This is a genomic window from Amphritea sp. (genome assembly GCF_048266285.1).
Taxonomy (GTDB): Bacteria; Pseudomonadota; Gammaproteobacteria; order Pseudomonadales; family Balneatricaceae; genus Amphritea.
Map to the genome: position 1 here is coordinate 23732 of NZ_JBLWZV010000023.1, position 20477 is coordinate 44208.

The 20477-nt window shown below is 49.5% G+C and carries 18 protein-coding genes and 1 pseudogene; 15 read left to right on the forward strand and 4 right to left on the reverse strand.

Going from position 1 to position 20477, the window contains the following annotated elements; genetic code table 11:
• The first annotated feature begins 77 nt into the window (after nt 1–77).
• From ACN0T0_RS17520 to ACN0T0_RS17560, 9 genes and pseudogenes are all read left to right on the forward strand, one after another.
• The gene (locus ACN0T0_RS17520) at nt 78–1280 is read left to right on the forward strand and encodes a thiamine pyrophosphate-dependent dehydrogenase E1 component subunit alpha (RefSeq protein ID WP_417228026.1); all 1203 of its coding nucleotides are present in this window, start codon (nt 78–80) and stop codon (nt 1278–1280) included.
• Complete coding sequence (locus ACN0T0_RS17525; RefSeq protein WP_417228027.1) at nt 1273–2250, forward strand: alpha-ketoacid dehydrogenase subunit beta; 978 nt, start codon at nt 1273–1275, stop codon at nt 2248–2250. Before ACN0T0_RS17520 ends, ACN0T0_RS17525 begins: the two co-directional genes overlap by 8 nt.
• A 15-nt stretch (nt 2251–2265) precedes the next feature.
• A complete protein-coding gene (locus tag ACN0T0_RS17530) occupies nt 2266–3831 on the forward strand; it encodes a dihydrolipoyllysine-residue acetyltransferase (RefSeq protein WP_417228061.1) in 1566 nt (521 codons plus the stop codon).
• A gap of 164 nt (nt 3832–3995) precedes the next feature.
• Nucleotides 3996–4189, forward strand: a pseudogene (locus tag ACN0T0_RS17535) (type II toxin-antitoxin system YhaV family toxin); the annotation flags it as partial.
• A gap of 352 nt (nt 4190–4541) precedes the next feature.
• Nucleotides 4542–5618 (forward strand): TRAP transporter substrate-binding protein, encoded by a 1077-nt coding sequence (locus ACN0T0_RS17540; protein WP_417228028.1) that lies wholly within the window; start codon nt 4542–4544, stop codon nt 5616–5618.
• Nucleotides 5619–5712: 94 nt separating this feature from the next.
• Nucleotides 5713–6249 carry a TRAP transporter small permease subunit gene (locus tag ACN0T0_RS17545; protein ID WP_417228029.1) on the forward strand — a complete coding sequence of 179 codons (537 nt, stop codon included), beginning with the start codon at nt 5713–5715 and terminating at the stop codon, nt 6247–6249.
• Between the two features lie 12 nt (nt 6250–6261).
• Nucleotides 6262–7551: a TRAP transporter large permease gene (locus ACN0T0_RS17550; protein WP_417228030.1), complete on the forward strand. Its 1290-nt coding sequence runs from the start codon at nt 6262–6264 to the stop codon at nt 7549–7551.
• 63 nt (nt 7552–7614) lie between these two features.
• The gene (locus tag ACN0T0_RS17555; RefSeq protein WP_417228031.1) at nt 7615–8973 is read left to right on the forward strand and encodes a cache domain-containing protein; all 1359 of its coding nucleotides are present in this window, start codon (nt 7615–7617) and stop codon (nt 8971–8973) included.
• Nucleotides 8974–8995: 22 nt separating this feature from the next.
• Nucleotides 8996–9649: a response regulator transcription factor gene (locus ACN0T0_RS17560; protein WP_417228032.1), complete on the forward strand. Its 654-nt coding sequence runs from the start codon at nt 8996–8998 to the stop codon at nt 9647–9649.
• A gap of 128 nt (nt 9650–9777) precedes the next feature.
• Here the strand turns inward: ACN0T0_RS17560 and ACN0T0_RS17565 are convergent, their stop codons facing one another.
• Entirely contained in the window at nt 9778–10383 is a 606-nt protein-coding gene (locus tag ACN0T0_RS17565; protein ID WP_417228033.1) for a Yip1 family protein, read from the reverse strand.
• A 162-nt stretch (nt 10384–10545) separates the two neighbouring features.
• Here ACN0T0_RS17565 and ACN0T0_RS17570 point away from each other — a divergent pair, with 162 nt between their 5' ends.
• Entirely contained in the window at nt 10546–11238 is a 693-nt protein-coding gene (locus tag ACN0T0_RS17570; RefSeq protein WP_417228034.1) for an aspartate/glutamate racemase family protein, read from the forward strand.
• A gap of 39 nt (nt 11239–11277) precedes the next feature.
• On the opposite strand, the gene ACN0T0_RS17575 is transcribed toward ACN0T0_RS17570, so the two are convergent.
• Both ACN0T0_RS17575 and pbpG read right to left on the reverse strand, forming a co-directional pair.
• The gene (locus ACN0T0_RS17575) at nt 11278–12339 is read right to left on the reverse strand and encodes a diguanylate cyclase (RefSeq protein ID WP_417228035.1); all 1062 of its coding nucleotides are present in this window, start codon (nt 12337–12339) and stop codon (nt 11278–11280) included.
• Nucleotides 12340–12349: 10 nt separating this feature from the next.
• Nucleotides 12350–13393 (reverse strand): D-alanyl-D-alanine endopeptidase, encoded by a 1044-nt coding sequence (gene pbpG, locus ACN0T0_RS17580; RefSeq protein ID WP_417228036.1) that lies wholly within the window; start codon nt 13391–13393, stop codon nt 12350–12352.
• 286 nt (nt 13394–13679) lie between these two features.
• Between pbpG and ACN0T0_RS17585 the strand changes: the two genes are divergently transcribed.
• The 4 genes from ACN0T0_RS17585 to ACN0T0_RS17600 all read left to right on the forward strand — a co-directional run bounded on the left by ACN0T0_RS17585 (nt 13680) and on the right by ACN0T0_RS17600 (nt 18219).
• Nucleotides 13680–14618 (forward strand): nucleoside recognition domain-containing protein, encoded by a 939-nt coding sequence (locus ACN0T0_RS17585; protein WP_417228037.1) that lies wholly within the window; start codon nt 13680–13682, stop codon nt 14616–14618.
• Nucleotides 14619–14717: 99 nt separating this feature from the next.
• Nucleotides 14718–15866: a pyridoxal phosphate-dependent aminotransferase gene (locus tag ACN0T0_RS17590; RefSeq protein ID WP_417228038.1), complete on the forward strand. Its 1149-nt coding sequence runs from the start codon at nt 14718–14720 to the stop codon at nt 15864–15866.
• Nucleotides 15854–16639 (forward strand): amidohydrolase, encoded by a 786-nt coding sequence (locus tag ACN0T0_RS17595; protein ID WP_417228039.1) that lies wholly within the window; start codon nt 15854–15856, stop codon nt 16637–16639. Before ACN0T0_RS17590 ends, ACN0T0_RS17595 begins: the two co-directional genes overlap by 13 nt.
• Before the next feature lie 356 nt (nt 16640–16995).
• Nucleotides 16996–18219 (forward strand): multidrug effflux MFS transporter, encoded by a 1224-nt coding sequence (locus ACN0T0_RS17600; RefSeq protein ID WP_417228040.1) that lies wholly within the window; start codon nt 16996–16998, stop codon nt 18217–18219.
• Nucleotides 18220–18321: 102 nt separating this feature from the next.
• Here ACN0T0_RS17600 and ACN0T0_RS17605 read toward each other — a convergent pair whose 3' ends face one another.
• On the reverse strand, nt 18322–19044 hold the full coding sequence (locus ACN0T0_RS17605; protein ID WP_417228041.1) for a GntR family transcriptional regulator: 723 nt from the start codon (nt 19042–19044) through the stop codon (nt 18322–18324).
• Nucleotides 19045–19355: 311 nt separating this feature from the next.
• On the opposite strand from ACN0T0_RS17605, the gene ACN0T0_RS17610 reads away from it, so the two are divergent.
• Complete coding sequence (locus ACN0T0_RS17610; RefSeq protein ID WP_417228042.1) at nt 19356–20405, forward strand: Rieske 2Fe-2S domain-containing protein; 1050 nt, start codon at nt 19356–19358, stop codon at nt 20403–20405.
• Nucleotides 20406–20477: the final 72 nt, after the last annotated feature.

Here is a 20477-nt window from a genome sequence, read left to right on the forward strand (position 1 = left end):
TTTGCCCTGACTTGGTCGTTTAATTACTGCGTTCAAGAGGGGCGCTTTTTCTCCATTAATAAAAATAAGAGGATGTTATGAGTACGGATACCAAAGACCGGGCTATCCATCAGCCCCAGTTTATTCGTGGCGATGCCCTGAAAATCCCTACCTATAGGGTGTTAAAGCAGGACGGCAGCCTTTATGAAAACGCCCAGGCTCCTGAGATCGATCAGACGTTGGCCCTGCGTATCTATACCAGCATGGTGCGCACCCGAATGCTTGACGAGCGTGGTCTGGCCTCGCAACGTCAGGGACGGTTGAGTTTTTATATGCAGTGTACCGGTGAAGAAGCGACGATTGTCGGTTTTGCTGCGGCACTGGATGATAAGGATATGATCATGACCCAGTACCGCGAACAGGCGGCCCTGGTTTATCGCGGTTTCAGTCTCGATGAATTCATGAATCAACTGTTCAGCAATGAATTGGATTACGGCAAAGGCCGACAGATGCCGATCCATTACGGCTCTGCAAAACTCAATTACATGACTGTTTCTTCCACTCTGGCAACCCAACTGCCCCAGGCCACCGGGTATGCCTATGGTCAGAAGATGGCCGGCGAAGGGCTCTGCACTGTAGCTGTCTTTGGCGAAGGCGCTTCATCTGAAGGTGACTTTCATGCGGCGCTGAATATGGCAGCGGTACTCAAGGTACCAGCGATCTTCCTCTGCCGAAACAATGGCTACGCGATCTCTACCCCTTCCAGCGAACAATTTGCTGGTGACGGTATCGCCCCGCGCGGCGTGGGTTACGGCATGCATACAATCCGCGTTGATGGTAACGATATTCTGGCGGTCGTTGAAGCAACCCGTCAGGCACGTAAGATCGCCGTTGAACAGAACGAGCCGGTATTGCTTGAGGCTATGACCTATCGCTCGGCGCCTCATTCCTCCTCGGATGACCCCTCAGGTTATCGGAGTGATTCTGAAGAGGCAAAGTGGCGTGAGCTGGACCCTTTGTTGCGGATGAAAAACTGGTTGCTGCAACAGAGCTGGTGGAGTGATGAGCAAGATAAAGAACTGTATGAGGCTGAGCGTCAGGCGGTGTTGGCAGCGATGAAAAAAGCGGAAAAGGTGGGCCGGTCGCATATCGATGAGATGATCACCGATGTCTACGACACCCCGCCACCTCATCTGCAACAGCAACTGAAAGCGCTTAAAGCGCATATCCGACTTTATCCTGAGGTGTACCCTACGTCAGCTGCTCAACTGGATACTAAGGAGGGGGTGGATCATGGCTAAAATGAATCTGTTACAGGCCGTTAATAACGCTCTGGATACCGCGATGTCCGCTAACGAGCGTGTTATCTGTTTTGGTGAGGATGTAGGTGTGTTTGGCGGTGTTTTCCGTGCGACCAGTAACCTGCAGGAAAAATTTGGTCGTGCCCGCTGCTTCAATACCCCGCTGGTTGAGCAGGGGATTATCGGTTTTGCCAATGGTTTGGCAGCGCAGGGCTCTGTCGCTGTTGCTGAAATCCAGTTTGCCGATTATATCTTTCCCGCGTTTGATCAGATTGTTAATGAAGCGGCTAAGTTTCGCTACCGTTCCGGCAACCTGTTTAATGTGGGCGGGTTGACTATACGGACTCCCTACGGGGGCGGTATTGCCGGTGGGCATTACCATTCCCAGTCGCCCGAAGCCTATTTTACTCATACGCCGGGCCTGAAGGTGGTGGTACCGCGTAACCCGCATCAGGCCAAAGGACTGTTGCTGGCATCGATTCGTGATCATAACCCGGTGGTTTTTTTCGAGCCCAAACGGATCTACCGTGCTTCAGTGGGTGAGGTTCCAGAAGAGGATTACGAACTGCCATTAGGTCAGGCTGAAGTGGTACGCGAAGGCACCGATATCACCCTGCTGGCCTGGGGCGCACAGATGGAGTATCTCGAACTGGCAGCGGAACTGGCGGATAAAGAGGGGATCTCCTGCGAAATTATTGACCTGCGTACGCTGCTACCCTGGGATGTTGACACTGTCGCCTCTTCGGTACAAAAGACAGGCCGTCTGTTGATCAGCCATGAGGCCCCTATTACCGGAGGCTTTGCCGGAGAGATCGCAACGACCATACAGGAACGCTGTTTCCTCCACCTTGAATCGCCTATCGCGCGGGTAGCCGGGCTTGATGTGCCTTACCCGCTAGCACAGGAAAAGGAGTATATCCCGGACCAGTGGAAGATCTTTGAAGCGATTAAAGCCAGTGTTAATTTCTAGGGGTGTGGAACGATGATTAATAATTTTATTCTGCCGGATATCGGCGAAGGGATCGTTGAGTGTGAGCTGGTTGAGTGGCTGATTAAAGAGGGGGATCTGATTGAGGAAGATCAACCGGTCGCTGATGTGATGACAGATAAGGCAGTGGTGCAGATTCCGGCACCTCACGCCGGTCGAGTGACTAAACTCTTTTATCAGCAGGGAGATATCGCCAAAGTGCATTCACCGCTGTTTGCAGTAGAGCAGGATGACGGCTCGAACGATAAGAGGCAAAGCGTTGCTGCATTAGTCGAAGAGACTGTTGCAGCACCCGTTGAGGCCAGCAGCGCCGCAGCGGAAACCATCGATTTTATACTGCCCGATATTGGTGAGGGAATTATCGAGTGTGAAGTGGCCGAGTGGTTAGTTGCCGTAGGTGACCGGCTTGAGGAGGATCAGCCGGTGGTTGATGTGGTGACCGACAAAGCGACGGTACAGATTCCCGCTCCCCGTACTGGTGTGGTCACCAAGCTTTACTTTGCTGAGGGCGAGATAGCTAAAGTGCATGGACCGTTGTTTGCCTTGTTGCCAGATGAAGCGGCTGCAGTTAAGGCTGATTCTGTTTCGGCGTCAGTACCTGCTGCTGTGCCATCTACACCGTCTGCTTCGGCTCTGTCTGCTGCAACAATGCCTGCTCAGGTTAATGGAAAGGTTGGTACCAAAGCGCTGGCCGGTCCTGCGGTTCGGCGTGTAGCCCGGGAACTTGGAGTGGATATACACCAGGTACCTGGGAGTGGCAAAAATGGCCGGGTGCTCAAAGAAGATGTACAGCGATTTAAGGAACAAGGCGGGGAGGTTGTTGCCGTTTCTTCAGCCCCTGTCACTGAGATCTCTACTGAAAATCGGGTCGAGAAGATTAGCGGGATTAAGGCTGCGATGGCGCGGCAGATGACACTGTCTGCCTCGACCATTCCACATTTCACCTATGGTGATGAAGTGGATGTGACAGCGTTGCTGGCGTTGCGGGCTCAACTTAAAATTCAGGCGGAGAAGCAGGGGATTCGATTGACGTTGATGCCCTTTATCATGAAAGCACTGGCGCTGGCGTTGCAGGAGTTCCCCATCCTCAATAGTCAGGTAAATGCTGATTGCACTGAGATTCACTATCAACCGAACTGCAATATCGGTATGGCGGTGGACTCTACCAAAGGTCTGATAGTCCCCAATATCAAGAAGGTAGAAACCCTGAGTATTCTTGAGATTGCCAGGGAGGTCAGCCGTCTGGCTGAGGCTGCACGCTCCGGTCGGGTATCTCCGGTGGACCTGCAGGGGGGCACGATCAGTATCTCCAACATAGGCGCTCTGGGTGGTACCTATGCCTCTCCGATGGTTAACCCGCCAGAGGTGGCTATTGTGGCCCTGGGTAAGACCCAGACCCTGCCGCGTTTTAATGACAATGGAGAGGTGGTGGCGCGTTCATTGATGAATATCAGCTGGTCGGGAGATCACCGTATTATCGATGGTGGTACTATCGCCCGATTCAGTTTGCTGTGGCAGTCCTATCTGGAAGATCCTGCGTCCATGTTATTGGAGCTGTCTTAATCATGAGATACTGGGTCGATATCGGCAGAGGCCTTTCGCTTTGAAAGGCTATCAGCCAACGAGCGACCTGGTTTCACTCCCTCAACTACAGGAAAGACTCACTTAATCCGCAACCGAACCGTTGCATAAGTTGGGCTGGTAATCGAGAGTAACCGGAAAATGACCATAAACATTGGTTTCGTGCTAAGTTTTTTCAACAGTATCGTCTGTTTTTCAGGTTTGATTCCGCTGCTAAAATTATTGTCTTTAGCTGGGTTAACGATGAAAATAATAAACGTGCCTATGGCAGTATGTCTGACGCGTATCGTGTTTTGAGAAAATGCTGAACAATGGTCATCCACCTGATGATTGGGATTAATTGCTCAAAGAAGCTAAAGGCCATTTGGATCGATTGAATGAGCTTTCTAGCCAGCTATTAGACTAAGATTGTTAATCACAAGGTCAGAAGAGCGGCAAGCCTAACAGCCAAATAGCTGGGCAAATTCCTACGTAAAACTACGTAGACTCTCTACGTATTATCACTTCTGCCTGTGCGCAGTATTCCGAATAGGCGTATCACGACTAATTTAGCACACTGTTCTCATGCTGGCGCTGCACTTTAACGGCGCTATCCGGTGGTGATGTTCGCTCGATATTGTTTCAGCGTTGATCGCTACCTTTATAGATGTTCTTCCCGGCAGGGGAGCTGCAAATAGAGGATGAGAATAACAATGCTAAAACTGAACTTTGCAAAGAAGCTAGTGACGGTCGCAGCCTGCGCGACGATGCTGGCAAGCCCGTTGATGGCGGCGGAGAAAGTCTATCGCTTAAAGTTGGCGGAAACTTGGCCAACTAACTTCCCTGTGTTTGGCGATGCGCCTAAGAATATGGCCGCGTTAGCTGAAAAAATGTCTAACGGTCGCTTAAAAATCACTATCGATTCAAAAAATAAGCACAAAGCACCTTTCGGTGTGTTTGATATGGTGCGTTCGGGTCAGTATGACATGGGCCACTCAGCGTCTTATTACTGGAAAGGCAAGGTGCCAAACACCCTGTATTTCACCACTATGCCTTTTGGTATGACAGCACCTGAACAGTACGCTTGGTTTTATCATGGCGGCGGACAGGAACTGATGGATGAGGTGTACGGTAAGTACAATATTATGTCTTTCCCTGGAGGCAACACCGGTAACCAGATGGGCGGTTGGTTCCAGAAAGAGATCAACTCACTGGATGACCTTCAGGGCCTGAAGATGCGTATTCCAGGATTCGCTGGTGAAGTGCTGGCAAAACTGGGTGCTAAGCCTACCAATATTCCACCGGGTGAACTGTACACCGCACTGGAACGTCGCACCATCGATGCGCTCGAGTGGGTTGGACCCTCACTGGATCTACGCATGGGCTTTCACAAGATAGCACCGTTTTACTATACCGGCTGGCATGAGCCTGCGACTGAGCTTCAGTTCATGATCAACAAGAAAAAGTACGATACTTTGCCGGCTGATCTGCAACAAATCCTGAAGACGGCAATGCGTACCGCTGCGTATGACATGTATATCCAGTCTTACCATCTGTCTAGCGAAAACTGGGCGACTATGAAACAGGAGTTCCCAAACATTCAGGTGAAGTCATTCCCGCCAGAAGTACTCGCAGCGATGCGTACGGCGAACGACGAATTGTTGGCTGAGAAAGCGGCAGCGGATCCTTTAGCGAAGAAAATCCTGGATTCTCAAGCTGAGTACATGAAGAAAGTACGGGTCTGGACTGATATCTCCGATAAAGCTTATCTGGATAACGTCAGTAACTGATCAGTCTGATTGATTGAATCAATGTAAATACAACGAGCAGCCTGTATCTGGTTTCAGGTACGGGTTGCTGCGTTTTTAAATGGCGAGAATGATTATGTTGTTAACCAGACTCGAACAGCTTTGCGATGGCTTTTCCGAACTGTTGGGCAAACTGTCCGCGGTGCTGTTTGTGGTGATGCTGTTTAATGTATTCATCGATGTGGTGATGCGTTATTTATTCAATGATGTGTCGATTGGCATGCAGGAGATGGAATGGCATCTGTATGCATCCGTATTTCTGCTGGGGGTACCTTATACCCTGAAAACAGGTGGGCATGTGCGGGTCGATCTTATCTATGAGGGTCTTACGTCTAAAACCAAGGCGCTGATCGATATGGTTGGCATTCTAGTGTTGCTAATACCTTTTTGTGCGTTGGTCGGTTGGTATGGTGTTGGTTTTGCCATGGAAGCCTATGACCTCGGTGAAACGTCGGGCGATCCCGGTGGTTTACCCTATCGCTGGATTATCAAAGCCGTGATTCCGTTTGCCTTCTTCGCCATTGTGATTAGTGGCATCGGGCTGTTTCTTAAATCGCTCAATATCTTCCTTGGTCACGGTCAGGCGGATAGCTATCACCCCCCACAGCATTAAGAGGCGCTGACGATGATTGGTATTGTAATGTTTTGTGTTGCGCTGTTGATGCTGCTGTTTGGCTTCCCAGTTGCATTTACTTTTGGTGGTGTTGCTCTGTTGTTCGGCTTGTTTGCCGAAGGTCCTGAGCTGTTTGCGTTTATGCCGTTCCGGATTCAAAGTATCATGGAAAACACGGTGCTGATGGCGGTGCCACTGTTTGTCTTTATGGGGATTGTGCTACAGCGCACCCGCTTGGCAGAACAGCTGTTGGAAGCGATGGCGAAGTTGTTTGGTGGTGTACGCGGTGGTTTGGCGATCTCGACGGTATTAGTTGGTGCGTTATTAGCTGCATCAACCGGTGTAGTGGGGGCATCCGTCGTGGCCATGGGATTGATCTCATTGCCGGTCATGCTGAAATACAAGTATGACAAATCGTTAGCCTGCGGCACTATCTGTGCATCCGGCACTCTCGGGCAGATTATCCCGCCCTCAATTATTTTGATCATACTCGGCGATGTATTGGGTATTCCTGTCGGTGATCTGTTTAAGGCAGCGGTCGGTCCGGGCTTTATTCTGATTGGCCTCTATATTGTTTATATTCTAATTTATGCTTGGCTCAAGCCAGAGGCCGCTCCGGCGTTGCCGATGGATGAAGGCGTCAACAGCAAGACCGAACAGTACGTTAAGGCGATGAAGGCGATTATACCGCCGCTGGCACTGATTCTGATTGTGTTGGGATCGATCTTTGCGGGCATCGCAACGCCGACAGAATCTTCTGCTTTAGGTGGTGTAGGTGCTATTGCGCTGGCGGCTATTTATGGTCAGTTTAGCTGGAAGATGGTTATCGATTCGGCTTCCGAAACCGTAAAAGTTACGGCGATGGTGTTTGCTATTCTGCTGGGGGCAACGGCGTTCTCGATGGCCTTTACCTATACCGGTGGTGATTATATTGTCGAAGAGCTGTTATCGGATATGCCAGGTGGTGCCACCGGGTTCCTAATTTTATCGATGCTGGCGATTATGGTGCTGGGCTTCTTTATCGACTTTGTTGAGATTAGCTTTATTATTGTGCCGATTCTCGCGCCGGTGGCCGATGCATTGGGCATAGCGCCGGTTTGGTTTGCTATTTTGATTGCGATGAACCTTCAGACCAGTTTCTTGACGCCGCCGTTTGGTTTCAGTCTGTTCTACCTGAAAGGGGTTTCGCCGCCGGAAGTGCGTACCGTTGATATCTATCGGGGTGTCATGCCGTTTATAGCGATGCAGGTCGCGGTGGTTATTTCGATACTGTTGTTTCCTGGGTTCTATGGTCTTAATTAAAAGCGCTTCTTTAAATGATGGCTAACGATATACTGAGGTTAAAAACAGGCTGATATTGGATCTATGAAACCCGTAGTCACTTCGCTTAAAGCAAAAATGCTGCTGTTATCGATTATCCCTCTGATAATCGTGACGGTGGCGATTACGCTGATCAGCCTGAATCAGGCCCGGTTATTATCCGAGCAAGAGATCCAAACCTTCGAAGAGAATCTACTGGCTTCGAAACGTAAAGAATTGCAACACTATGTTGATTTGGCGATGACATCTATCGCCCATGTGGTTGCCGAAGCGGGGCCGGCTGATCGAGCGGCTGAAGCGGAAGTAAAACGGATTCTACATAGTTTGACTTACGGCGATGATGGCTATTTCTTTGTCTATGATGCCAAAGGGGTTAGTTTGGTACACCCGGTTCAGCCGGAGTTAGTGGGCCAAAACCTGTTTGGTATGCAAGACTATAATGGCAACTATGTGATTCAAAACCTGTTGCGTTTGGCGCAGGACGGGGGCGGCTATCACCGCTATATATGGAGTAAACCATCCAAAGGTGGACTCGAAGATAAACTCAGTTATGTTGTTCAGATACCCAAATTCAATTGGATGATGGGGACTGGGTTATATATCGATGATATCGCTAAAGAAGTGGCCATCACACGACAGAAAGTAACCCATAATATTCGTAATACCTTTTTCACGGTGGTGGCGATTCTTGCGGCAACGGTGGTGGTGATTGCGTTATTGGGGTTGGGGTTAAATGTACACGCCTCGCAATTGGCCGATACCCGCTTACGGGAGGTGGCCCACCGTTATGTGCAGTTTCAGGTGAGTCAGCGGCGTAATTTTGCCCGCGAACTTCACGATGGTATTAATCAATTAATGGTGTCGGTGAAGTTTCGTATTGAGTTAGCGAGAGACAAACTGCAGCCCGATGACATTAAGGCGCGGGCTGAGTTGGACCGTGGCAGTGAAGTATTAAACCAAGCGATTCAAGAAGTCCGACGTATTTCTCATGATCTTCGGCCGATTCAACTGGATGATTTGGGTTTAGAACCCGCTTTGCGCAGTATGATTGCGGAGCTTTCTGAACGCACCGGTATTGCGATGCAGGTCGGCTTAGCTTTACCTCAGCAGCGCCTGCCTGATGATATCGAGATCACCCTGTATCGTGTTGCTCAGGAAGCCTTGATGAATATTGATCGACACGCGAAGGCGACGCAGGCAAGTGTGCATATTTGGCAGGAAGAACGCTTTATCTGGCTGGAGGTGCGTGACAATGGCCGCGGTTTTAATCTGTCTGCGGATACCGGAGAGGGAATTGGACTACTGAATATGCGTGAGCGTACCGAGCTGTTGAGCGGCCAGTTCAGTTTGCGGAGTAAACCCGGTAGCGGCACCCGCTTACGGGTGGGATTTTCGCTGATCTAGATTAGATGAACAGGTGAAACGGATGACAGGTAAAAAAATTCGTGTTGTGCTGGTGGACGATCACGCCTTGGTACAGGAGGGCATTATTGCCCGGCTGGAGAATGAGTCGGCATTAGAGGTTGTCGGTGCTGCCAGTAATGGTGCTGAAGCACTGTCGTTGATTGCCCAAGTTAAACCCGATGTGGTGTTAATGGATATCTCCATGCCGGTGATGAATGGCTTTGAGGCAACTGAACGGCTACGCGCAGAGCAACCGGATGTGCGGGTGCTGATTTTAACCATGCATGAAAGTCGTGAATATATACTGAAACTGATTCAGTGCGGCGCTGCTGGTTATGTGTTGAAAGATGTGTCGGCGAGTGAGCTGGTCAGTGCGATAAAAACGGTTTATAGCGGGGCGACTTATTTTAGTGCCGGTGTTTCTCAATCTCTGTTTAGTCAGCCAGATCTAACCCTGCAGAATGATACGCCACCTCAGCAGGATGCATTGACCTGTCGAGAAACTGAAGTGCTTAGTTTATTAGCCAGCGGGTCGAGCAATAAAGAGGTGGCTCGGCAGCTAGATATCTCCGTAAGAACAGCGGAAACTCACCGTCAAAATATCAAAAATAAGCTGGATTTGCATACTGCTGCAGGTTTAGTGCGTTATGCGATAGAGCATAACCTGATCGATTAATCGGCACTGTGTGCTGGATATGTATAACCTATAAACCCGCGTCCTGCGGGTTTGTTGTTCCGTTTTTCTAAGGTTTCTCTAAGGGCTGAGATAAGCGCTTTTCAAACTACCCCTTAACCGAGGCGGCTTTAGCCAATATAGTTGAGCGGTGTGGTGGTGCTCCAGAGAAATACGGTTGCGGCTCTTAGTCCCACTAATATCACCAAACCGACGGTGAGAATCGAGATACAAAACATAATCCCCCGGGCTGTCGGTATGTTCATAATGATGGGCACGCCGGTAAACAGTAGATAGGTGCTATACGCCAGCGCCGCCATGCCAGCGGCAACACACAACCACAACATCGGATACAAACCCGCTAGCCCGGACAGTAACAGCGGTGTGGCGGTATAGAGGGTTAGGTTCATGCAGCGTTCAAGGGAGGCATGGCCACCGTAGGTTTTTTCCATCCAGTGAATAGCAAAGCTCATTACCCCGAGTGCCAAGCAGGTGGCCAGATAAAAGGCGAAGGCCGAATTGATGGCGCTGATTAAACTCAGTTTTACGACATCACCACCGGGAATCAGACTCCAGCCGACTTGCGTCGTCCCGATAAATAGAGAGGCCGCGGGGATCATGGCTAGTAACGCCAATAAAAACAATACCTCGGTGGTTCCTTTAAGTCGCTCGTCCCTGAGGTGTTGCATGGCTAGGGTGGGGCGGTAGAAAAGTTCAGACATCGATTTTATGGTCATGATCGTCACCTGCTCGGGTTGCTCGGGGTTAATCTGTTACGCCGATCCCTTAAGAGTAGATCAATACAGCAAAATCTGTACTGCCAAGAGGGATGAAAACTGTATCTGGCGGAGGGGCATCGGCGTTATATATGCTAGTGATACAGCGATGAGGAGATGGGCATGAAGACAATCGGTTTATTGGGTGGCATGAGTTGGGAGTCGACCGCGAGTTACTATAAAGCGATCAATCAAGGGGTTAAAGCCCAGTTGGGTGGCTTACATTCCGCTAAGTTGGCGATGTTGAGTGTCGACTTTGCTGAGATTGAAGTGTTGCAGCAACAGGGCGACTGGCAGCAGGCGGGGGCTATTTTGGCACAAGCCGCTCAGGCGGTTGAGGCGGCAGGGGCGGATTTCTTTGTTATTGGCACCAACACGATGCATAAGGTTGCCGCCCAGGTCGAAGCGGCGGTGTCGATTCCCTTACTGCATATTGCCGATGCCACCGCGGTGCAATTGAAGGCCGACAACATGGCAACCGTGGGGTTATTGGGCACCCGTTTCACCATGGAACAGGATTTTTATCGCGGACGGTTAACGGATCATCATGGCATTGAGGTGCTGGTGCCGGATGAAGCCGCTCGGGGGTTGGTGCATAACATTATTTATGATGAACTCTGCCAAGGGCAGATTAGCGATAGTTCTCGCCAAGTTTATGTCGATATTATTGCGGAGTTAGCGAAGCAGGGGGCGCAGGCGGTGATTCTTGGATGCACTGAGATTGCCTTGCTGGTGAAGCAGAAGGATACCTCAGTACCTCTGTATGATACCACCGCTATCCATTCAGCGGCGGCGGTTAACTTAGCACTGAGTTGATGATCATTGAGTTAATCGCTGAGGTGCCTATTTAGGTGGTTAGTCGGTTTCGATGACGGGATAACAGTGTCGGCGCATTGTTTCGGTGCTGTCATTATTGAAGTCTTCATAGGACATCTGGCCGATCGTGCCTTGGCTATCGATTAACATGGTCATATTGCGACCGCTCTCTTTGGCGGCATACAAGGCGATATCGGCTCGCTTGATGGAGCCTTTGATATCCGAGTAGCGGCTCAGTTGAGTCACCCCGAACGAGGCGGTGACGTTGTGCTGGTTGCCATGATGATTGATACGGGATTGCGCTAGTTGTAGGCGGATACGATCGATCACGGGGGCCGCCTGCTCTAACGACATCTCTGGGAAAATAAACAAAAACTCCTCACCACCATAGCGGGAAACGGTGTCATGGCGACGAATGCTGTCATCAAAGAGTTTGGCCGTATGGCCTAGTAATAAATCGCCGACATCATGACCCCAGACATCGTTGACGTTTTTAAAGTGATCAATATCGGCCATGGCGATACAGCAGTCATAGTCATCGGAGCGCTGCATTTTATTGTATTCACTGGCCAGTACCGCACCGACTGAACGACGATTCATTAATCGAGTGGTCGGGTCAAACTGCTGCTTGTTTAGGACTGAAAACTCAAACAGCACCATAACCATATCAAACAGTTCTTTTTGGGTGTGCATAAACTTATTCAGGTCATCACGTTTGATCTCTTGATGCTGATTCAGCTGTCGCACTAAGGTGCTGGCAGCAGTATGTAGCTGCTGATGGTAAGCCTCTATTTTTAAAAAGGAGCCCTGTTTGAACATCTCATCTTCAAATACTTTGGTGAGCCATTGGCCAAACTGACAGTGCCGGTGAGCATCGGCCGCAACAAACTGAGCACCCTCTAAGGGTTGGCGGATAATGAGTGCTTTAGTGACGGCCTGCATCCAGTCTCGATGGGCCTCCAATGAGTGCTTAATATCATCGGACAGCGCCTCGAAATCTTCATGGTGCAGACTCTCCAATAGATTTTCGATGACGTATCTATCCTTCGTTTGCTTGTCCGCGGGTGCTAAGTTTGTCGCGCGGTGTAGAGGGCTATTCACAAGCGCAATCTCACTGTAAAGCCAGTTGTTCAGGAACAGGGTGTTGCAATAGTTCCTGCAATGTCTGGCGTTGGTAATGTCTAGCCGAACTGCTGATCTTGCCGCTTTCGCCGGTGGTGAGCCAACGGCGTATACGGCCAGCATCGCCTACCGGGGTACGCTTGCCATAGGAGTTCAGCATCACCATGACGGTGTTGCGGCCATTGATGTTTGCCATCATCACTAGGCAGCGACCTGCTTCATCGAGGTAGCCGGTCTTTGTGACGCCGATCTGCCAGCTTTTACGGTGCACCAAGACATTGGTGTTGCCATAGCGTAATGAGTAACCGGGGCTACTAAAACGGGCGGTGTAGCTCGGGGTCTTGCTGTATTCACGAATTTTGGCGTAGGAGGCCGCCGCACGCACCATAATGGCCAGATCCGAGGCGGTTGAGACATTGTGCTCCGATAGCCCGGTGGAGTCGACAAAATGGCTATGGGTCATCCCGAGTTGCTGGGCTTTAAGGTTCATTGCGCGAACAAATGCTTTAATCCCGCCGGGATAGGTATGACCAAGGGCAGAGGAGGCCATGTTTTCAGATGACATCAAGGCGATGCGGATAACATCTTTGCGGGGGAGTTCGGAGCCGATACGGATACGTGAATAATAATTGTTATTGGCTTGCTTATGACGCTGGGTAAACTGAATTTTTTCATTTAAGGGCAGCTTAGCGTCTAAGGTAACCATCGCAGTCATCAACTTGGTGATGGACGCGATCGGCATCATCATCTCAGCATGTTTTTGATACAGTGGAGCGCCGGTCTGGGCGTCAATGACGGCGGCACTGACCGATGCTAATTCGATATTGCTTTTATCAAGGCTGAGTAACCGTTGTGTGGCACTCGAGAGCGATGCGCTTTGATTATTTGTTTGAGCCTGTGCCGGTAAACTGATGGCGCAGATAAGCAGAAGGCTGTGCAGAACACAGCGGGCTGAGTGGCTCGTTTTGAGGCGTTGTCTGATGGATTGGGTCGCGTATTGGCTTAACAACCACTTTATTGTGAGTATTTTCAAGACTGAACCGTCATAAAATTGGCTTCGTTAAAAGTATGTGTTTATTGACAGTCCGTTGTCTGCCGCATGAATAAATGCAGCTTCTGTAAACTTAGCGTTTTGTCACTTTAGCATAAACACGTGTTTTAATCGTTGTTTAAACTGATCATTTTATGTTTTTATGGCGGCGTTTATTGGATCAGAAAGACTATCGTAAAATAATTACTTCCCTGAATAGGGTAGAATAACGCACCTGATATTCAGCACTGAAAGCAGGCTTAAACCTTAAGGAATATGTGAAACCGCTATGGAGCAAATAATAACCCTGATTCTAGATTCCGGTCGCACGGCGATTGATTTGGTGCTCTATATGTTATTGCCGGTTATGGTGGTGATGTTAGCGCTGATGAAATTGTTGGAAAGCAAAGGGGTCTTAGGTTGGATCTCCAATCAGCTGTCACCGGTGCTTCGGCTGTTTGGTATGCCAGGGCTAGGTATCTTTGCGATGCTGCAGATTTTGTTCGTTAGCTTTAATGCGCCGGTGGCTTCATTGGCTATTATGGGGCGGGATGGCTCTTCGCGGCGTAGCATTGCGGCAACCTTAGCTGCAGTGTTGACCATGTCTCAGGCTAATGTGGTTTTTCCGATGGCGTTGGTTGGGCTGAATTTACCGGTGATTATGGCGACCTCTGTGTTGGGGGGCTTGATTGCTGCCGCTGCTACTTATTATCTGTTCGCTCGTCAGCCGGGAATGGATGATGACTATAGTTATGCTTCGCACCTTGCGCCTGAGCATCATGAGAAAAAGAATATCATTCAGACTTTATCTGACGGAGGACAAGAGGGTGTTAAGATCGTTATCGCCTCGATACCGTTACTGATTTTGGCGTTTTGTTTTGTCAATGTATTGAAAGTGACCGGCTCTATGGAGTTTTTAACCGCGCTGTTGGCACCGGTATTAGCTCTGGTTGGACTGCCTGAAACAACCGTTTTGCCTATTGTGACTAAATTTGTCGCCGGTGGAACCGCAATGATGGGTGTTACCATCGATCTGTTGAATCAGGGGGCCATGAGTGCCACGGATTTGAACCGGATTGCCGGCTTTGTGATCAGCCCGTTTGATGTGGCTGGCGTGGCCATTTTATTGGCGGCGGGTAAACGGGTCGCATCGGTTGCACGGGCTGCTATGTTGGGGGCGCTGGTGGGCACACTGGTCCGTGGCATACTGCATTTAGTGATATTCTAATCACCGCAACGGTTGGTGCTTGACCCCCGGACGGCGCGGACATAAAGTTGCCTTTACTGCTGATGTTTTACAGCAATCCGGGAAAGGACAATCATATTCATGCAATACCCTGAGACTAAATTACCCAACGTGGGTACCACTATTTTCACTGAGATGTCACAACTGGCTTCAGAGCATAATGCCATTAATCTGTCTCAGGGTTTTCCTGATTTCGACGGGCCGTTAGCGCTGTTGGATCGGGTTACCTATTATCTTGAAAGTGGCCTGAACCAGTATGCCCCTATGGCCGGTGTGCCAAGCTTACGTAACGCTATCGCCATGAAAATTGAACATCTATATGGCTGTCAGGTAAACCCTGATACGCAGGTGACGGTGACATCGGGGGCGACCGAGGCTCTGTTTGCTGCGATTGGCGCGGTGGTCCGTTCTGGCGATGAAGTGATCGTATTTGATCCAGCCTACGACTGTTATGAACCCGCGATTGAATTGAACGGTGGTCGGGCTATCCATCTTGCACTGCAGGCTCCTGATTTTGCCATTGATTGGCAAGCGGTCCAGGCGGCTATTAATGATCATACCCGGATGATTATTATTAATAGTCCTCATAACCCTACCGGGAGTGTACTTTCGACGGCGGATCTTGACCAGCTAGAAGCTTTGGTTGCAGGAACAGATATTTTACTGCTCAGCGATGAGGTGTATGAACACATCTGTTTCAATGGTCCGCATCAGAGTTTATTGCGTCGGCCAGCGCTGGCAAAACGCGCTTTTGTTGTGTCATCCTTTGGTAAAACCTACCATACCACCGGCTGGAAAGTGGGTTACTGTGTGGCACCGCCTGCGTTAACCACAGAGCTGCGCAAGCTACATCAATATCTGACTTTCTGTACCGTGCACCCAATACAGTTGGCACTGGCGGATTTCATGACAGATTACCCAGAACACCATTTGGAGTTACCCGATTTTTATCGCCAAAAGCGTGATCTGTTCTGTCAGTTGATGGCTCCCAGCCGGTTTAGTTTTAAACCCGCCGATGGCACTTATTTTCAATTAGTCGATTATTCGGCGATCGCGCCGGATATGGATGATGTGACCTTTGCCCGTTGGTTGACCACGGAGGTGGGTGTGGCCGCGATACCGGTATCGGTTTTTTATGCTTCGCCGCCGCATCAACGATTGGTCCGCTTCTGTTTTGCGAAAGATGACAAAACCCTAAAACAGGCTGCAGAAAAACTATGCAAGATCTGAAAATTACCTTAGTTCAACCGGATATGCAGTGGCAGAATCCGGCTGAAAATTGCGCGATGTATGAGCGCCTGATGGATCAAGGGGCCGCTGGTACTGATCTCGTCTTATTGCCGGAAATGTTCTCCACCGGTTTCACCATGGATAGTCGCTTAGCCGCGGAACCGATGGGCGGTGAAACCTGCCAGTGGTTACAACAACAGGCGATGCAACGGGGAGTTGCTATCGCGGGTAGTTTGGCGATTAAAGTCGATGATAGCTATGTTAACCGGATGATTTTTACCTTTCCGGATGGTGAGCAGGTTTATTATGATAAGCGCCATCTATTTCGCATGGCGGGTGAACATGAACGTTATCAGCCTGGTGAAAAGCGTGTCGTTGTCGAATATCGCGGTTGGCGGATTCTGCTTCAGGTATGCTATGACCTGCGCTTCCCGGTGTTCTCGCGTAATAATAATGACTATGACTTAGCTCTGTATGTGGCTAACTGGCCGGCCCCCCGTCGTCAGCCGTGGCGTAAGTTATTACAGGCCCGAGCGATTGAAAACCTTTGCTATGTGGCCGGCGTTAATCGTGTGGGTACAGATGCTAATGGCTATCAATATAGCGGTGACAGCATGCTGGTGGACTTTAAAGGTGAGCGGCTAATGGATCATGCTCCAGACTTGCCGTTCTGTGACACCATGACCCTGTCTGCCGAGGCGTTGAAAAGTTTCAATCAAGCTTTTCCTGCTTGGATGGATGCGGATTCATTTGTTATCGCCAATGAGGAATAAGCCGAAGGGTTAAGTCGAAATGCTTTCTAAGCCGTGTTTATCAACTCACCTTACTACACCAAAAGCCGTTCGCCGCTGAGGGAAGGCGCTGCAAGCGTTACCATTGTGTCACTCGGTATCGACTGACAACGCCGGTGTAAGTTTGCCGCAGTGATTTTCTGCCTGTGCTGCGATTGATGAATGTCGATGTTAGCAATACTTCAATGTCACTATGGACTATTGCTTTTAGTCGGTGGCTGAAGGGTATTGCTGTTTTAACACTATATTGAACGAAACGTTCTTAACAACATTCTTAACGAAACGTTGGATACAATGGCCAAGCATATCTAGGGATAGGCCAATAAAGGATATAAGCATTGCAACAGTCGAATACTAAACAGATCCCCTTTGCCGAATTTGTCACCTTGATTGCGCTATTGATCTCGTTAGCCGCTTTATCGATCGATTCGATGATACCGGCACTCGGGGAGATCGGTCGAGATCTGAAGGTGGCCGACCCTAATGATAACCAGCTGGTGATTATCGCTTTTCTGGCGGGTATGGGGATCGGTCAGTTTCTCTATGGCCCGCTGTCCGATTCCTTCGGGCGAAAATTGGCGGTGTTACTGGGACTGTCAATTTTTGTACTGGGGACGGTGCTGTCGATTACAGCAGAGAGTTATCCACAGATGTTGCTAGGGCGGGTACTACAAGGGTTTGGCTTGGCAGGGCCTCGAGTGGTTTCGGTTGCCCTTGTACGAGACCTTTATTCGGGCCGTGCGATGGCTCGGGTGATGTCGTTTATTATGAGCGTCTTTATACTGGTGCCAATGATGGCGCCAGCACTCGGGCAGCTGGTGCTGAGCTTTGCCGACTGGCGCATGATATTCACCGGGTTGCTGAGTATTGCTGTCGTGCTAGGTGTTTGGTTTTTCGTGCGTTTGTCTGAGACATTAGCAATGGATAAGCGTCGCTCTTTTGCTCCTGCTGCCCTATGGCTAGGCTTTAAAGAGGTGATGAGCAATCGGGTAGCAATGGGCTTTACGCTGCTGACCAGCCTCGTGTTTGGTGGTTTTTTGGGGTATTTGAGCCTGTCTCAACCGATCTTGCAGACACAATATGGTCTCGGCACACGATTTCCGCTGTATTTTGCCATACTGGCCGGTGCTATCGGCCTGGCATCTTTAGTGAATACTCGCCTTGTGGGCCGTTATGGTATGTGGCGACTGACAATATTTGCGATACTCAGCATCGCACTAACGTCACTGATCTATGGTGGTGTTGCGTTGACCTATAGTGGGCATCCACCGCTTGCGTCATTGGTGATTTATCTGTTGCTTGTGTTTTTCGCGACAGGCTTGCTGTTTGGTAATCTGAATACGATGGCGATGGAGCCTTTAGGCCATCTGGCGGGTCTTGGGGCCGGATTAATCAGCGCTATTTCGACCATGCTGAGTATTATTCCAGGGATGATTATCGGCAAATTATATAACCAAACGGTTTATCCCGTGGTAGGGGGCTTTTTGGTACTCATGACTTTCGGGTTGTTGGTGTGTTATTGGCTGCATCGTTATGCTGATGTTGGCGAAGGGGAACGTTAGCGTTTCGCGTCATTGTTATCCAACTCGTGCTCAAGGGGCGGTTGCCGCGAAAGGGTTTACAAGCAGTGCCTATCTATATCGCCTAGATTGGTTCGGTGAATATTAAGATTCTCGAGAACTGCTGATCACCCGAATAGTGCTGTTATCATCGTTGGCTAAGTAAAATGGTTCGGCGTACTGCAGAGTGACGTAGGCATGTTCACGCATAATGCCTTCGGCTCGTGCGCCCAAGCCCTGATCAATCGCCTCAAACGCGGCATGGTGCTGCATATGGGCGAAATTAAAACGACGGTATTCTAAGGCCAGGTTATGACGGTCTATGGCTAATGAGCTAACGGATGCAAAGGGAGTATGTTCACTATGCCTCAAGGCGGTGCTGATAGCCGGGTTATCGCTGGCTTCAATAATTAAGGTGTGAAAGCGTTTATTCAGATCGTGATAGATTTCTAGGTCTGTTTCGTCGACATGGCCTTTAATAAACAAGGCATCTCCCTGAGCTAAGCACTGTAACAACTCTTCACGCTGTGCCGTGGTGAGACCTTTCTCTGCGGCTTGTCGAGCGGCTAATCCTTCTAATACTCCGCGCACTTCAACGGCGCCTCTAATATCACCGGCGGTCACTTCTCGCACCCGATAGCCTCGGCGTTCTAATTTGCTGAGTAAGCCTTCCTGCTCGAGTGCTCTAAATGCAATACGTACGGGGGTACGTGATACTCCGAGCCGGTCAGCGGTGGGTATTTCCGCTACCCGTTCACCCGCAGCCAATTCACCCGAAATAATCATTTGGCGTAATGTACTCAGCACCCGCTGACTTGCTTTGCTCATTGAAACTAAAACCTCAGGTAGCATTAATGGTGTGTCAATAGGCTGCGTAATGCCCGTAACCGATGTTCGAGAATAGCATAATATTGGATCCAATAGCGGAAGATTAATGAGTCGGCTATCTGTTTGATCGTGCATCGGGAAACGCAGATTCTTGTGCTGAAACGCTGGATTACTGGTGAGGTTGCCTGATTGATTAGAGAAAGATGTTAATTATTATTGGATCCATTTTTTGTTGATTTTGAGCTTTAAAGCTATATTATTCTCTATATTGGATCCAATAAAATAATAACGAAATGCGAAGAAGGTCTGTTATGTTTCCCAAAAACTGCTGGTATGTTGCTTGTACTCCGGATGAATTTACCGATAAACCACTGGGCCGCCAAATCTGTGGAGAGCGAATTGTTTTTTATCGTGGCACTGAAGGTCAGGTTGCCGCTGTGGAAGACTTCTGTCCCCACCGTGGGGCGCCGTTATCGTTAGGCTATGTTGAGGATGGCTTATTAGTCTGTGGTTATCACGGTTTGCAAATGGGATGTGATGGTAAAACAGTTGCGATGCCTGGGCAGCGGGTAAAGGGATTTCCTTGTATTCGTAACTACCCGGTTATCGAGCGTCATGGTTTTGTTTGGGTCTGGACAGGGGATGCGACGCTCGCCGATCCTGAGGATATTCCAGAGCTGGAATGGGCAAACAATTCGGCATGGGCTTATGGTGGCGGTCTTTACCATATTAACTGTGACTATCGCCTGATGATCGACAACCTTATGGATTTGACCCACGAAACCTATGTGCATGCCAGTAGCATCGGACAGAAAGAGATCGATGAAACACCGGTGCAGACCAAAGCTGAAGGCGATACCGTTATTACCAGCCGCTTTATGAATAATGTTACTGCGCCGCCATTTTGGCAGGCGGCATTACGGGCCAATCAACTGGCTGATGATGTGCCGGTCGATCGTTGGCAGGTCTGCCGCTTTACACCGCCGAGTCACGTAATGATTGAAGTTGGCGTTGCCCACGCTGGCCATGGTGGTTATGACGCTAAGCCAGAATTTAAGGCGAGTAGCATCGTGGTGGATTTCATTACCCCGGAAACTGAAACATCTATTTGGTATTTCTGGGGCATGGCGCGTCATTTTAAAGCGGATGACAGCGCACTAACAGAGCAGATTAGAGAGGGACAAGGGCAGATATTTAACGAGGATTTAGAAATGCTCGAACGCCAACAGCGTAATCTTTTAGATTATCCCGACCGTCAGTTGTTAAAACTGAATATTGATACTGGTGGGGTTCGATCCCGCCGCATTATTGAGCGCTTGATTAAAGAGGAAGATCAGTTAATCGCCAGTAAGACGCTCTAATGCTGTGAATCCGTTTACTGCTGTCTCTACGTTTGGGTCGATCAGTAGAGGGTATATCGGAACAAAGGAATT